The sequence below is a fragment of the Neobacillus endophyticus genome (assembly GCF_013248975.1).
Taxonomy (GTDB): domain Bacteria; phylum Bacillota; class Bacilli; order Bacillales; family Cytobacillaceae; genus Neobacillus; species Neobacillus endophyticus.
The window spans coordinates 3,992,906-4,007,469 of sequence record NZ_JABRWH010000001.1; the positions used below are offsets into that span (position 1 = coordinate 3,992,906).

Consider the following 14,564-nt stretch of genomic DNA (forward strand, 5'->3'; position numbering starts at 1 on the left):
AACATTCCATAATAATAACAAGCATTTATGTAGAGGAGAGAAATGAATGACAGCCGATTATCTCCATAAAAAAAGAGTTATTATGCTTGTAATTGATTCATTAATGGATATGCCATTACAAGAAGCTTTTAAAGGTGGAAAAGTACCAGCACTGCAGTTTTTTTCTAACAATGGACATTACTTACCAAACCTCGTCAGCCCTTTTCCTACTATGTCTGTAAATGTTGACAGTACATTATTAACGGGTGTCTATAGTGACAAACACAAACTTCCGGGCCTTGTTTGGTATAATAAAGATGAAAATCGTATTGTAAATTATGGAACCCATGTCAGAGAACTTATAAAACTAGGTTTAAAACAATCCATGATTGATGTTTTTTATAATTTAAATCATCAGCATTTAAGCAAGCAACAGAAAACGATTCATGAAGTTTTAAAAGAAAAGGGAATTCAAAGTGCGTCGATAAATGCTCTTTTATATAGAGGAGCTTTTGAGACCCAGCTAAAGATCCCGTTTCTTTTATCATTTGTTACAGGATTAAATAGGAAACTGAAATCCTATTCACCGAACGTGTTCTCATACGGAGCGATGCACAAGCTCAACCCATTTAAAAAGAACTCATTCTGTTGGCAAAAGTATGGATTTAACGACAAATTCTCTGCGAATGAACTTAAATACCTTATAAATGAAAATAAATTGCCACCTTTTACGCTCGTTTATTTTCCAGATTTGGATCATAAAGTACATAAAAATGGAAGATTGGAATTAAAGGGTATTGAAAAAGTGGATCAACAGCTGCAAGGGATTTTAAATCAGTTTCCTTCATGGGAGGATTCTCTATCTAATACGACATGGATTATCCTTGGTGATAATGGACAGGCCTGGATTGAGCCAAATAAGAAAGAGGCATTAATTGACTTGAGGCAGCTTTTAAATTCCTATAAAATCGCTAAGTTGAAAAAAGGGGTATCATCTGAAGTTGAAATTGTTCTCTGTGTTAATGAGAGAATGTCTTTTATCTATACTCTTAATCCTCAAAAGGCGCCATTAGAGGAAATTGCGAAGATCCTGCAAAAAGATCCACGTATAGATGTAATTGCCTTAAAAAAAGGAGAAACTGTGGCGGTTACATCAGGAATGCATAAAGGGAAGTTAGAATTTCATCCAAATGGGGATTTAATCGATGAATATAAACAATGTTGGTCGATTGAAGGAAATACAGAGATATTAGATATTACAATTAAAGAAAAGAGTATCGAATATGGAGATTACCCTGACGCCTTAGCAAGAATATATTCTTCCTTTTATTCACATGAAGGGAATTACATCATTATTTCCGCAAAACCAGGTTATGAATTCATCGGTGAGGGTTCTCCCACACATGTAAATGGTGCTGCCCACGGAGGACTTCATAAACAAGATTCTTTAGTAAGTCTGATCGTTTGCGGAAGTGACTCAGTTCCTAAAAATTTGCGAATCTTAGATCTTAAAGAGTGGATATTAACCTTAATTTCCCCATAACCTTAAATGCTTCATTCTAAAAAAATAAAATGAACAAAGAGCTCCAATATGCTTCGTAAAGAAAAATTTGGAGTCTTTTTGTGTTTTAAATCTATGATCCAATCATAGCAACAACCATAAAATCATGAAAAAGATGCCCTATTAAGGCATCCAAAAATAAAACAGATAAACTATTTAAGCAAAGTTCATAAGATTTATTTTCGTTCCAAACAAGATCGTGGAGAAGTGGAAAGGGATTCGATGGTATACCTGCATATAAATTCTTTTGTTGATATGGCAATGATCTTTGGAACGAGTAGTTCTCTTTTATTTTGCATTCTTCGTTTTCCTTGGGGATGAAAAACAAGTAATAATAAATGTAAATAAAGTTTGGTTAGGAATAAGAAGAGCCCCTTTGGTAAATCAACTACTGTAAATCCAAATTGGGTGGAACCACGGTGAATCATGGAAACTCCGTATACGCCCTTTATCTTTTCATACTTGGGGTGATTTAGGATAAATTGGAGAGTTTTTGGTAATAATTGTTCAGTGATTCGAATCATTTGGATGGCTAATTGCATAGGAGAACGTGCATGCATTCCCATTTTAAAAAGCATATCATTATTTAAGTGAAGTTCTAGTACTTGATCTCCTCTTTTAATTACCTCTCCATCCGACAATAAAATAGTTTTCCCAAAATATGTTCGTACTCTTGCATTTAAAAATGGCTGATTTTCATCAATCGGCTGAATTTGAAAGAACTTATAAATAACTTTTTCCCATTTAATCCAAAAAGTAATTAGTAATTTCTTTTTCCAGTTTACCTTTGATTCCGATACTTGTTTATCCGATTTCGATTGATTTTCTTTTCGAGGTTTGTATCTTCTAGTGGCATTATTGTCGTGCACGCAGCTTGCCCCCAAATCTTTCTTAACTGCCATACAGCACTCCTATAGAGCAAGGATAGTGGCAGGTTTAATAAAAACGGGTTTTGAATAATGAGTATAAAAAGTACCACTCAGTAACTATCTATTATTGAAATCATTTAACATTAATACTGTCTCCTTTTGCCATTCAATATATGTAGGGAGATGGAGGTGAATATAGCTGAAATAGTTACACTCCGCATTAAGTCAATGTCTCCATAAGTCATTGGTCTTTATCTTTACTATAATCATAATATTTTAGGGTATCTTCATGTCCTGTTGGTTCTTCTTTAGTCACTTTTCCATCTTTATCTCGATAAATCTCATATTCTTTATATGTTTCGATAATATAGCCATTTTCTTTCTTTGTTTTGTCCAATTTTTCTATCGTTTCGGGGGTGTTTTCATCTGGTTTGGCGGTAACAGGCTGTGTGAGCACCGGCTCTTCAGTAGAATAGGCGTAGTCTTTATTAATAAATGAGTATGGTGATTCAAGATAGGCCACAAAAGTAATCAGAAGTATAAGAAAAAAAGCATTAATGAAGGTTTTATTTTTCATGTTCCTAGCTCCTTTGATCAATTCCTTCTTTGTATTCCATTTTATGCATGTCCCCCCAATCTATGACAATCGTTTTACTAATAGAAGAGAGGGGGGAGTGCAAAAATTTGAGATCCAGGCTTTTTAGAAAGAAGAAAATACGGGTTGCTTTTATATAGAAGACCCCGTCATAAAATCTTATTTTTTAAACTGTTTAACCTGCCCATTTCTCAACATTCCAGATTTTCGTAACCCAGTCTTCGTAAAAATCAAGTTCGCAGCAGATGAGAACATTTGTTCTGTTTCATCCATTTTTCAGTGGAATTGAACAATTTGCCATCTGATTCGGAACACTTATATAACCATCTAATGAAGAGGTTTAGACAAGCCGATTTCTTGTTACATATACTATTTAAAACATGAATTTGAATGGGGGAAGCTTATTGGTAACTAGTCAAAACGGGATTAATATTAGCACCATTTCGGGAGGAATCGTCAATTTTGGCGGAGCTATTGTTATTGCTCCGATTTCCGTCACTAAAACGATTAATGGTTCCGGCGGCGGAAATACCGGGCTAGATGTCAACACTAATTCTCTTAGAGGCGGGGAAACTCAAGGTACTAATGCTGAATTAGCTCAAGTGGCAAATATGTTACGACGTTTAACGGCTGATCCAGTGGTAAAGAAAAAGAATAATGAAGAAAACATACCTATGATGAATGCAGGTTCAAAAAAGAGAGGATCAGCCATGAATCGTATTAAAGGAAGGGGTTAAGTTCTAATTTCTGTAGGATACGTGTTTCTATAGGCGTTTAGACTTATTTATGTATTAGACGGAGCCTCTGTATAAACTCCGTCTTGTTTTAAGATGTTTTCTTATTTAAGAAGGCATCTTTTTATTATCCATTATTCGATTTCTATTTTCTTCACCCTCAAATAATTTTTTATTCCATTGTCAGTTGATTCTAATTTATGATTTAAATATTGATATGGATCAAATATTTCAATATGTCCGTTCATTTGTTGTTCAATTAAATCACAAAGCAAACCTGAGACCTGGCATAAATTGTCTATAACACATAGTAACTGAAGTTCTGAAACAGTTACAAATTTGGTTGTTTTTTCGTGCGTGGCTTGATTCATAATATGATTTATTACTTTCTCCAATTCCTTAAGGTCTTCTAGGGTAAATTTATCTTTTAAGGTAGCCATATTTCCAATTCCCCTCCAATGTATATGATCAATAAAAAGTATTCGTAAGCGGAGTGATATAGAATATGATGACAGGTTCCTTTACATAGATTTAACTTTCTTTAAACAATGAAAAGTTTAAGTAATTAGGAAAATAATTTTATTATGATGAAGATAGTCAATATATGATTTAATAACTTGCAATGTTTCAATAAAAATGTTATTCTAATTTAGAATTATTTTTGTTCGGTGTAAAGGATTGTAATAGTAGTACTTTGCGTCTTGATGATCACTGAGAGCAAGGATAGTATTAAATTGTGTTTTTATACACAATGGGAGGCAACATAAATGGAAAACGGTAAAGTTAAATGGTTCAACAGTGAAAAAGGTTTCGGATTCATCGAGCGCGAAGGCGGAGACGATGTATTCGTTCACTTCTCAGCGATTCAAGGTGAAGGCTACAAATCTTTAGAAGAAGGTCAACAAGTGACTTTTGATGTTGAACAAGGCCAACGCGGACCACAAGCTTCAAACGTTCGTAAAGCTTAATCTAAAATATCCAAACAGGCTCTCTATTAGGGAGTCTGTTTTTTATTTCCAAAAAAGAACCCTGCTCACGTATGAGCAGGGGCATGAAAAACAGTAAAACAAACGGTAAACAAAGTGTATCATAAATTGCTGACATTAACTAATTTATTTTGGAAATGATTATTTTATATAGATTTTTTTTTAGTGAAATAGTGGGGATATTGGGTTGTTGCTAATCTAAATTCTGAATATAATTTTAAAAAATAGGTACCCAAAAGGGCACCCATTTTATATGGCAAAACAAATTGTTGATTTAATATAGTATATTCTATGGTTCGTAAATTGTTCACAAAAATTAATAGGTTGATATACTATTTTTTTATTCGCAATCAAAATCAAACATTAGGATTAAACAATTGTCATCCCAGAAAAAGTGATTGGCCCTACAACTGTACCTTGATTTAACAATGGAGTTGGATTTAAGTTTGTAACTACTAATTGGTAGGAATGGTAACCTATTGGTACATTACGATCTGCAGCAGTAAAAGAAATACTGTCATTCTCACCGGCAGCTAGAGTAGATGATTCAATAGAAAAAATTACAGCAGTGTCTCTGATGATTTCAAATAGTAAATTGGGCACTCCTAATGTAGACTGAACTCCAACAACTGCCTCTAGTTCTACTACGTTGGTTGATGAACTAACAACAGCTAGTCCAAATGCAGCGAGTGTGATTATGGTAGGAGATGCGGGGACTGGACGGTTAATACTACCAGTACTAGTGGTAGGCGTACTAACGTTATAATCATCGATTATTTTAGGCATTCTCTCACCTCCTTTTCTCTATATCCTATGTAACACCGATTATATTGATTGGATTGATATCTTTAATAAATTTACACATTTTATTTATAATAATAACGAAATTTGTTAATGGAAGATTCAACTATAGACCTATGTCTGCCGGTATTAAAATGGAAAATTAACTATAGCCTTTTTGCCTTATATCAATCCATCTTACAACACCTATGAAAAACCTTGTCATTAATGATTTAATTGTTACCCCCAAAAATGAATGATACCATTTCCATCCGTGATTCCATCTAATTAAATCCGTTTTCCTAACTGCCCAAAACTCAATACAAAACATTGGAATTGTAAAAAATAAAGTCTTTAAGGCAATAACTAATGGTTTATCTTTCATGGTTATTTGATTATAAATCACTGTCATGGTTGGGTAGATCAAATAATCAAACAAAACATGTGTCTTAAATCTCTTATGGAGCAATCTAACAGGGTATTCAACAGTTCTTTTTTCCGTTAGATAATTATCTGCAAGGCTATTGGTGACAGCATTAAATAAATATGCCAATAGCCAATCTTTAATAGGTCTTTTCCTTATAAGTACGGGAAATAACAAAATGAGGTTAATAATTAGAATCGTTTTTAGGAATGTTATTTCAAATTTATTCTTCTTCAAATGGCTTCCTCCGTTTTATATGTAGTCGAAACATATCAACCAGAAAAGAGTACACGGAACACTTAATAATATTGCTATTTTGTAATTTACAAAATGTAGTCTTAACATAGTGAACATTTGTATATCAAAGAGTAATGACCACCAAATATTCCAACCGTGATAATATTTAAAGCCTTGAAAAAATTCTGCACCAATCCATTCCAATAAAAAAAGTATCAAACTCCAACCAATCACATAATGAATTTTTTCCTTTCTTTTTTCAGGGAATTTAGATAAGTAAACAAATATTAAAGGAATGATAACTAAAAAGTTTTGGATAAAAAAAGAAATCTCCGCATTGAAAAAGTTCCCATCAGTTGTTTTCCATAAATGGAACTGATATAGAGCGACTAGTTTATAGGTTAGATTTCCTATTGCTACATATAACAATGTCGGATAATATTCAAAAAAGTTCTTCCAATCACCCCAACGCCATGCCGCTAATAAAAATATAACTGAGAGAATGATTTCAAAAATGGGGCTCACCCCTACTTTTTTCCCTAAAATTATTATGCGAATTGCTTTCAATAAAAATACTTACTATGTGTAAAACATGGTAAATTTGATATTGTCCTTACTCATACAAGAGGTCAAGTTGGTGCGTTAGGCGCAATGCTTGGTGATAATCTGTAAAAAGTTCAAGAAAGCTTCGCTGAATCAAATAAAGTGAATGAAATACCCTTCTCAATGAAGAGGGGAAATTTTTTTTTAGATATATTAGCAAAAAATACCTATATTTACCTAATGTAATATTGTTTACAATATGTTGCAGGTGTTTTGATTTACATATTTAAACAAATGAGAATTAGAAATGACTGATTCTAGGTGGATATTAGCACATGGATGTAAAATATATCCGATCTGATTGGAAGAAGATACAAGATGGGATTGGGGATTTGATTGTCCTTGGTCGCTTGAGCAAAGGGATGATTGATAGTTTAAAAGATATAAGTGACAATCTGGATAATACCAAAGAGGCGATCAGGTTATATGATCATGATGGGGTCATTCTTCTTCAGCACGAGAGCCTAAATAGCAAATATCAAAATCTGTATGAGGACTTTGATATTCTGCATTCATTTACCTGCAAGGTCGGGGATATTGTCGAACGTACAATTGACGGGCCATTCTACGAAGTTATAGACGCCTTTGTGGAGGCAATGAGGGACTTAGATATTTCCAATTACACCACAACGAATCGAATTGGCGCCACAGAAACAAAGATTGTCTATGAAGGATATAGCGAGTAAAACAGAGTTCAAAATTGACGATTTATTTAATGGAGATAACTTCTATTCGCAGCTAATGAAATGCAGTTGAATCAACCCTATATGGCACAACCAGTAGTGCAAGGTAAATTTGTGGAATCTACAACTTCAACTGATTATACTCAGCAATTATAAATTAAGCCCTCTTACTCATTAGTAGGAGGGCTTTAATTTTATTCCACGTACTGGTGATTGTAATGGGACAGCTGGAGCTAACTGTAATTGAGATAGAGGTTGAGCAGCTATGGAATATCCAAATTTCTGTAGTTCTGAATATCTTTTAATAACACCGGAAGTACCGATTTGCAAAACTGCTGTATTACCCATTTCACCTATTTTCAAAAAATTGATTTTAATTCTTTGTCGAAGATATTGATCCATATTCATCACCCTTTATGATTATATGCGCATGCTTTAAGTTCTAGGCTTATCTAATCAAAAGTGGTTTTTCTGTTAAAATGGCAAATAATCTTCAGCAATAAAATCTCGTTTTTTCCACTCTTCGTCTTCTAACTTCAAAATCAAATCTGTTATATTTTCATCCCCATTAGCAATGACTTTTTCAAGTTGGGCTTGGTAAGACATGATTCTTCATTAACTTGTCTACAAGTAAGTCTTTTACTCTTCATTTTACGTCACCTCAAGTACATTTTTATTAAGAAAATGTAGGCAACGTATCGACAAATTTTAGGCTTAATATGTTGGATATTTAAATAGTTTTTACAACAGTTATGCTAGCGTTTGACCAGGATTTTTTTCGGCTGTACTTTGAACTTTAACTACGTCTTTTTGCTTCATTGGTTTTAGCATATTTAAAACGATGTTTAGAAAAATAGCAGTTAAGCTTCCCGAAACAATACCGCTGTTGGTTAGAATTTTTACACTTTCAGGAAGGTGGTCAAATAAATTAGGAACGGTTGTGACGCCTAAACCCATTACAATAGAACATGCGATAATTAATAAATTTTCTTGTGAGGAAAAGTCTACTTTACTTAACATCTTAATTCCAGATGAAACTACCATACCAAACATGGCTACCATAGCTCCGCCAAGAACCGATGTTGGAATAACGGTTGTTAAAGCGGCGATTTTAGGGACAAAACCTAGGAAGATTAAAATACCAGCAACTGTAAAAATAACTCTTTTTTCTTTTACTCCAGAGAACTGGACAAGCCCTACATTTTGAGAATACGTCGTATAAGGGAAAGAATTGAACAGGGCCCCGATCACACTTGCCAGCCCTTCTGCACGATAGCCTTTGACAAGATCGTCGGCTGTAAGCTTTCTACCCGTGATATCACTCAAGGCAAAATAAACACCGGTTGATTCTACTAGACTAACAATGGCAACAAGAGTCATGGTTATAATTGGTGCTATTTCAAATGAGGGAGCAGAAAAATAAAGTGGTTTAACAAAATGAAACCAAGAGGCTTCCCCAACCGCTGAAAAATTTACTTTCCCCATAAATGAAGCTGCAATTGTCCCAGCCATTAAACCTAATAAAATGGAGATCGCACGGACAAAGCCTTTGGAAAAACGATAAAGAATAATAATAAACAGTAATGTACCGAATGCAAGGGCGATATTTGATACTGACCCAAAATCCTTGCTGCCTTGGCCGCCGGCAACGTCATTCATAGCCACAGGAATTAGTGTAAGACCAATAATAGTAACGACTGAACCTGTTACAACCGGAGGAAAAAAGCGAATGATTTTTCCAAAGAATTTAGCTATTAGCATGACAATGATACCGGAGACAAGAATCGATCCATAGACGGCTGATAAACCATATTGTCCGCCAATGGCAATGATCGGTCCAACTGCAGTAAAGGTACACCCTAATACGATAGGAAGACCAATTCCAAAATAATGGTTTTGCCAAACTTGCAATAATGTTGCAATCCCACTAGTCAGAATATCAAGTGAAACTAAATAGGCTAATTGACTCGCTGAAAAATGAAGTGCTCCCCCGATTATAAGAGGGACGATGACGGCCCCGGCATACATAGCTAGTACATGTTGAATTCCTAGTGATGCTGTTTTCAATGGATGCTGTTTCATTATACAAGTTCCTCCATATTTTCAGAGATATACGTAACTTCACCATTTGTAAGTGAGGCAATTCTGGCAAGAGATTCTACTTTGAAACCAAGTTCTCGGAGCTTATTTGCGCCCTCCTGGAAAGACTTTTCAATGACGATACCAATCGCTGCAACTTCCGCGCCACTTTGCTTGACGATGTCAGTCAGTCCAAGTGCAGCCTGTCCGTTTGCAAGAAAATCATCGATTATGAGCACTCGGTCATTTTCTTGTAAATATTTCTTGGAAATCGCGATTTCATTGGATTCTTTTTTTGTAAATGAATAGACAGAAGCTGTTAAAAGTTCATCTGCAAGTGTGACTGATTTCTTTTTTCTTGCAAAAACAACAGGTAGTTTCATTTGCAAACCGGTCATTACTGCAGGGGCGATACCCGATGATTCAATCGTTACGATTTTCGTAATTCCTTCATTAGCAAAACGATTGGCAAATTCCTCTCCGATTTGCAACATTAAGCCTGGATCTAATTGATGGTTTAAAAATGAATCTACCTTTAATACATGATCAGTTAAAACTTTCCCATCCTTTTTAATTCTTTTCTCTAAAAAATTCATGATGTTCCCCCTTAGAAAATAAAAAAACCCAAAGACCATTGCTCACTACTTTCCCTGAGTGAGGCAATGGCCTTTGGGTTCAAAATTGTCCAAAACGGTTAGTCTTTAACCATTTGACAATGTAACGGAATTTGGACATTACCTACTCATAGTCAGATTGTTAACGGCAATCTGGTAGAAACTTGCGGGCCATATCCCCGCGATTATATGAGCGATACTTCATTAAATTTAAAACTATTATATCTCATGGCAAAATAGCAAAGCAATCACTTTTTTGTTAAAAAACGAATAATGAAGAATTATAAAGTCGTTTTGTTCGGCTTTTGTAAGCATTTCCAGCATTTATAGTAGAGGAGATAAAATATGATTGAATGTTCATTCATTATAAAGTACGATTAATGCGAGAGTCCAATTCAGAAAATTCAAAATAGAAGGAGTGATTTGAATGAAAAAATCAATTCCAGAGGAATGGTGGGGGCAACTGAGGCTTCCGGTCATCTCAGCACCTATGTTTTTGGTGTCAGGCACCGAACTTGTTAAAGCCTGTTGTGTAAATGGAGTAATTGGTTCCTTTCCTGCACCAAATGCTAGGCCGATTGAAGTTCTTGATCAATGGATGGGTGATTTAAATGATGCATTGGAGGAGGCAAGGGCAAATGAGCCTAATCGGAAGATTGCTCCGTGGGCGATTAATATGGTTGTACATAGTTCTTATAGCAGGCTTCAAGATGAGTTGGAATTGATTAAAAAGCATAAACCTCCATTGGTAATTACATCACTAGGCAGCCCGAAACAGGTTGTTGAAATCGTTCATGAATATGGAGGTCTGGTATTTTCAGATGTAAGTGACGTTCAGTTTGCAAAAAAAGCAGCAGAAGCCGGTGTCGATGGTCTGATTTTAGTGGCAAGCGGAGCTGGCGGCCATGCTGGTCATATAAACAGTTTTGCCTTTGTGGATATGGTTCGTTCTTTCTGGGAGGGAATGATCGTGCTTGCTGGCGCAATTTCAACTGGGAAAGGGATCTTGGCTGCTCAAGCAGCAGGAGCAGACCTTGCCTATATGGGTACAAGGTTTATTGTGTCAACTGAAAGTATGGTAAAGGAGGAATACAGGGAAATGCTTGTGGATGCCACACATGAAGACATCATCCTAACGGATGCGTTTTCAGGTGTAAACGCTAATATGCTGAAACCGAGTATAAAGAAAGCAGGGCTGGATCCTGAACGATTAGCGAAAAAAGATCGAGTAGACTTTGATGACATGCAAAAGGATCAAAACGCGAAAGCTTGGCGTGATATTTGGTCAGCAGGCCATGGGGTTGGAGCAATAGATCGTATAGAATCAACGGCAGAAATTATCTGCCGTTTGGAACAGGAATATAGATCAGCCCTCGATAATGTGAATCTTTGCGCCTCAAAAATTCATAATGTAAGTGTTTAAACTAAAAGAAGAACCTTCTCCAATCAACTGGATAGGTTCTTCTTTTTCTTTTGTACCATTTTAACGACTTTATAGCCTGGTCTAAGTTTAATTCTTTTTGTTTCCGCGTCTGTTTTTATTTGATATAACGTATATTTTCTTGGTTCATGCTCAAGTATATCAACTTTTTTAATCGTTTCATTGCGAAAATACTTGTGAATTTTTTTTAATTGTTTTTCCGGCTTTTCGCCATATAAGAAATCGTAAGCGATCATTGATGAATAAATTAGAATTCCACCTACAATACATGTATAAATTAGGCTGTTTAATAAATCCAAGGGAAACATCCTCTCTTCAAATCAGTATTACTATACTATAGTACAATAGAATCGTTTTTTAAAGAAGCTGAAAATGGATAATCTAAAATAAGCATAAAAAATTTTAAAAATTGTCCACTAGGTATGAACATTTTTGAAAAAGTGTGATAAAGTATAGTATGTAAATCCTTTAACAAAGCGGTTTATAAGCGATTTAGGTGTCCACCTCAGGCGGACGAATGTGTTTTTTGAATGGAAAAATATTTGTCATAATTTTACCGCCGCTGAGAATAACGGATAAAATGAAAACGTTTCATCATTAACGACTATATGTATGATCTTGTTCAGGCGAAAGAGGGGGAATTGAACATGTCTAGTAAAATTTTGGAAAAGTTCTTAAATGAAAACCTTGAAGATTTAAAAGGAAAGGGTCTTTATAATGTGATCGATCCACTTGAAAGCCCCAATGGTCCAATCATTACCATTAACGGGAAAAAGCTGATCAACCTTTCTTCCAATAATTACTTGGGATTAGCAACAGATGACCGTTTGAAAAAAGCAGCATCGGAAGCTATGGATAAATATGGGGTTGGTGCGGGCGCTGTCCGAACAATCAACGGTACACTCAAGCTGCATGTGGAATTAGAGGGAAAATTGGCTGAGTTCAAACATACGGAATCAGCCATTGCCTACCAATCTGGGTTTAACTGCAATATGGCGGCAATTTCAGCGGTTATGGATCAGAATGATGCCATTCTTTCTGATGAATTAAATCATGCTTCCATTATTGATGGCTGTCGTCTTTCCAAGGCGAAAATTATTCGTTTTAACCACTCCGATATGGCTGATTTGCGTGCTAAGGCGAAAGAAGCAAAAGAGTCTGGCCAATATAACAAAATTATGGTTATCACAGATGGAGTTTTCTCTATGGACGGAGACATTGCACTGCTTCCTGAAATAGTAAAGATTGCTGAGGAGTTCGACCTGATTACATACGTCGATGATGCGCACGGATCAGGCGTATTAGGTGATGGAGCAGGGACGGTCAAACATTTCGGACTTTCAGAAAAGATTGATTTCCAAATTGGGACTTTATCAAAGGCGATTGGTGTTGTAGGCGGTTATGTGGCAGGTAAGAGAAATTTAATTGATTGGCTAAAAGTTCGCAGTCGCCCATTTCTATTCTCAACATCCCTAACTCCTGCAGATGTAGCAGCAAGCAGCCGGGCGATTGAAATTCTGATGGAAAGTACAGAACTTAACAAAAAGCTTTGGGAAAATGGGAATTATCTAAAAAAAGGATTAAAAGATCTAGGTTTTAATATTGGAAAAAGCGAAACACCAATCACACCATGTATTATTGGCGATGAAACATTAACACAGCAATTTAGCAGACGTCTTAATGAAGAGGGAGTATATGCAAAGGCAATTGTATTCCCAACAGTTCCAAAGGGAGCAGGCCGTGTTCGGAACATGCCGACAGCTGCTCATACAAAAGAAATGCTTGATCAAGCGATTTCCATCTATGAAAAAGTCGGAAAGGAAATGGGTATTATTTAACCTAATGTCCATTTATTTCCATTGTTGATTTTTTCACTACATGATTGGAGCGATAATCAACAGGCAAAGTTGTACAAAGCTTAAACAAAAGAGGACGGGGAATAACATGAAGCGGATTTTAATAACGGGTGCTCTAGGGCAAATTGGTTCAGAATTAACCTTAAAACTTAGAGACATCTATGGAGCAGATAACGTTATTGCAACAGATATTAAAAAGAATGACAGCGAAGCAGCTCAAAGCGGACCGTTTGAAGTCGTGGATGTTACCGATTTAAAAAGAATGGGCGAAGTTGCCCAAAAGCACAACATTGACACGGTTTTGCACTTGGCCGCCCTTTTATCAGCAACGGCAGAAGCAAAACCGGTTTTTGCCTGGAATTTAAATATGGGAGGACTTTTAAACGCTCTTGAAACAGCTAGAGAAGTAAATGCACAATTTTTTACACCTAGCTCAATCGGAGCATTTGGACCATCCACTCCAAAGGATCATACTCCTCAGGATACCATTATGCGTCCCACCACCATGTATGGGGTTAACAAAGTGGCGGGTGAGTTATTATCTGATTATTACTATCATAAATTTGGGGTGGATACTCGAGGCTTGAGGTTCCCTGGGCTTATATCCTATGTGGCCCTGCCAGGCGGCGGAACAACAGATTATGCGGTTGAGATTTATTATGAAGCCATTAAAAACGGGAAATATACCTCATATATTGATAAAGGGACCTTTATGGATATGATGTATATGCCAGACGCCTTAAACGCCATTATAGACTTAATGGAGGCAGATCCGAACAAATTAGTTCACAGGAATTCATTCAATGTGACAGCGATGAGCTTTGATCCAGAAGAAATTTCTGCAAGTATTGCCAAGTATATCCCTGGATTTAAACTCTCATATAATGTAGACCCTGCCCGCCAAAAAATTGCGGAAAGCTGGCCAAATTCTATTGATCCATCTGCTGCAAAAGAGGAGTGGGACTTTAAAGTGGAATATGATCTAGACAAAATGACCAAGGATATGATTGAAAAATTACGTCCGAAATTAGAAATGAAGATATCTAGTTAAAAAATAACAGCGAGGCTTCCAAATGGAGCTTCGCTGTATTTTTTGTACATTGTCCTGATCTAGATGAAATGA

18 protein-coding genes and 1 riboswitch are annotated in these 14,564 nt (G+C 35.8%); of the genes, 7 read left to right on the forward strand and 11 right to left on the reverse strand.

The window, feature by feature from the left end; translation table 11 throughout:
* Positions 1-46: 46 nt before the first annotated feature.
* Entirely contained in the window at positions 47-1,522 is a 1,476-nt protein-coding gene (locus HPT25_RS19640; protein ID WP_173068088.1) for an alkaline phosphatase family protein, read from the forward strand.
* A gap of 194 nt (positions 1,523-1,716) precedes the next feature.
* Here HPT25_RS19640 and HPT25_RS19645 read toward each other — a convergent pair whose 3' ends face one another.
* Together HPT25_RS19645 and HPT25_RS19650 are read right to left on the reverse strand one after the other, a co-directional pair.
* Positions 1,717-2,442 carry a YkoP family protein gene (locus HPT25_RS19645; RefSeq protein WP_173068091.1) on the reverse strand — a complete coding sequence of 242 codons (726 nt, stop codon included), beginning with the start codon at positions 2,440-2,442 and terminating at the stop codon, positions 1,717-1,719.
* 208 nt (positions 2,443-2,650) lie between these two features.
* Entirely contained in the window at positions 2,651-2,986 is a 336-nt protein-coding gene (locus HPT25_RS19650) for a hypothetical protein (protein ID WP_173068094.1), read from the reverse strand.
* A gap of 422 nt (positions 2,987-3,408) precedes the next feature.
* Here HPT25_RS19650 and HPT25_RS19655 point away from each other — a divergent pair, with 422 nt between their 5' ends.
* The gene (locus tag HPT25_RS19655) at positions 3,409-3,741 is read left to right on the forward strand and encodes a spore germination protein (protein WP_246277239.1); all 333 of its coding nucleotides are present in this window, start codon (positions 3,409-3,411) and stop codon (positions 3,739-3,741) included.
* Positions 3,742-3,872: 131 nt separating this feature from the next.
* Here HPT25_RS19655 and HPT25_RS19660 read toward each other — a convergent pair whose 3' ends face one another.
* Positions 3,873-4,178, reverse strand: a complete 306-nt coding sequence (locus HPT25_RS19660; protein ID WP_173068100.1) for a hypothetical protein — start codon at positions 4,176-4,178, stop codon at positions 3,873-3,875.
* 327 nt (positions 4,179-4,505) lie between these two features.
* Between HPT25_RS19660 and HPT25_RS19665 the strand changes: the two genes are divergently transcribed.
* Positions 4,506-4,706: a cold-shock protein gene (locus tag HPT25_RS19665; RefSeq protein ID WP_173068103.1), complete on the forward strand. Its 201-nt coding sequence runs from the start codon at positions 4,506-4,508 to the stop codon at positions 4,704-4,706.
* A 387-nt stretch (positions 4,707-5,093) separates the two neighbouring features.
* Here HPT25_RS19665 and HPT25_RS19670 read toward each other — a convergent pair whose 3' ends face one another.
* From HPT25_RS19670 to HPT25_RS19680, 3 genes are all read right to left on the reverse strand, one after another.
* Positions 5,094-5,510 carry a hypothetical protein gene (locus HPT25_RS19670; RefSeq protein ID WP_173068107.1) on the reverse strand — a complete coding sequence of 139 codons (417 nt, stop codon included), beginning with the start codon at positions 5,508-5,510 and terminating at the stop codon, positions 5,094-5,096.
* 157 nt (positions 5,511-5,667) lie between these two features.
* A complete protein-coding gene (locus HPT25_RS19675; RefSeq protein WP_173068110.1) occupies positions 5,668-6,165 on the reverse strand; it encodes a CBO0543 family protein in 498 nt (165 codons plus the stop codon).
* A gap of 15 nt (positions 6,166-6,180) precedes the next feature.
* Positions 6,181-6,732: a CBO0543 family protein gene (locus HPT25_RS19680; protein WP_173068113.1), complete on the reverse strand. Its 552-nt coding sequence runs from the start codon at positions 6,730-6,732 to the stop codon at positions 6,181-6,183.
* A gap of 311 nt (positions 6,733-7,043) precedes the next feature.
* Here HPT25_RS19680 and HPT25_RS19685 point away from each other — a divergent pair, with 311 nt between their 5' ends.
* On the forward strand, positions 7,044-7,454 hold the full coding sequence (locus HPT25_RS19685) for a hypothetical protein (protein WP_173068115.1): 411 nt from the start codon (positions 7,044-7,046) through the stop codon (positions 7,452-7,454).
* A 171-nt stretch (positions 7,455-7,625) separates the two neighbouring features.
* Here the strand turns inward: HPT25_RS19685 and HPT25_RS19690 are convergent, their stop codons facing one another.
* From HPT25_RS19690 to HPT25_RS19700, 4 genes are all read right to left on the reverse strand, one after another.
* A complete protein-coding gene (locus HPT25_RS19690; protein WP_173068118.1) occupies positions 7,626-7,853 on the reverse strand; it encodes a spore germination protein GerPB in 228 nt (75 codons plus the stop codon).
* A gap of 72 nt (positions 7,854-7,925) precedes the next feature.
* Positions 7,926-8,057, reverse strand: a complete 132-nt coding sequence (locus tag HPT25_RS29105) for a hypothetical protein (RefSeq protein WP_281368220.1) — start codon at positions 8,055-8,057, stop codon at positions 7,926-7,928.
* A 144-nt stretch (positions 8,058-8,201) separates the two neighbouring features.
* On the reverse strand, positions 8,202-9,533 hold the full coding sequence (locus HPT25_RS19695) for a nucleobase:cation symporter-2 family protein (RefSeq protein WP_173068121.1): 1,332 nt from the start codon (positions 9,531-9,533) through the stop codon (positions 8,202-8,204).
* Complete coding sequence (locus HPT25_RS19700; RefSeq protein ID WP_173068124.1) at positions 9,533-10,126, reverse strand: xanthine phosphoribosyltransferase; 594 nt, start codon at positions 10,124-10,126, stop codon at positions 9,533-9,535. The genes HPT25_RS19695 and HPT25_RS19700 overlap by 1 nt, the downstream gene beginning before the upstream one ends.
* 129 nt (positions 10,127-10,255) lie before the next feature.
* Positions 10,256-10,357, reverse strand: a riboswitch (purine riboswitch).
* A gap of 214 nt (positions 10,358-10,571) precedes the next feature.
* Here HPT25_RS19700 and HPT25_RS19705 point away from each other — a divergent pair.
* Complete coding sequence (locus HPT25_RS19705; RefSeq protein ID WP_173068127.1) at positions 10,572-11,567, forward strand: NAD(P)H-dependent flavin oxidoreductase; 996 nt, start codon at positions 10,572-10,574, stop codon at positions 11,565-11,567.
* 23 nt (positions 11,568-11,590) lie between these two features.
* On the opposite strand, the gene HPT25_RS19710 is transcribed toward HPT25_RS19705, so the two are convergent.
* Positions 11,591-11,884 (reverse strand): hypothetical protein, encoded by a 294-nt coding sequence (locus tag HPT25_RS19710; protein ID WP_173068130.1) that lies wholly within the window; start codon positions 11,882-11,884, stop codon positions 11,591-11,593.
* A 348-nt stretch (positions 11,885-12,232) separates the two neighbouring features.
* On the opposite strand from HPT25_RS19710, the gene HPT25_RS19715 reads away from it, so the two are divergent.
* A complete protein-coding gene (locus HPT25_RS19715) occupies positions 12,233-13,423 on the forward strand; it encodes a glycine C-acetyltransferase (protein WP_173068133.1) in 1,191 nt (396 codons plus the stop codon).
* 106 nt (positions 13,424-13,529) lie between these two features.
* Positions 13,530-14,492, forward strand: a complete 963-nt coding sequence (locus HPT25_RS19720) for an L-threonine 3-dehydrogenase (protein WP_173068135.1) — start codon at positions 13,530-13,532, stop codon at positions 14,490-14,492.
* The last annotated feature ends 72 nt before the right edge of the window (positions 14,493-14,564 follow it).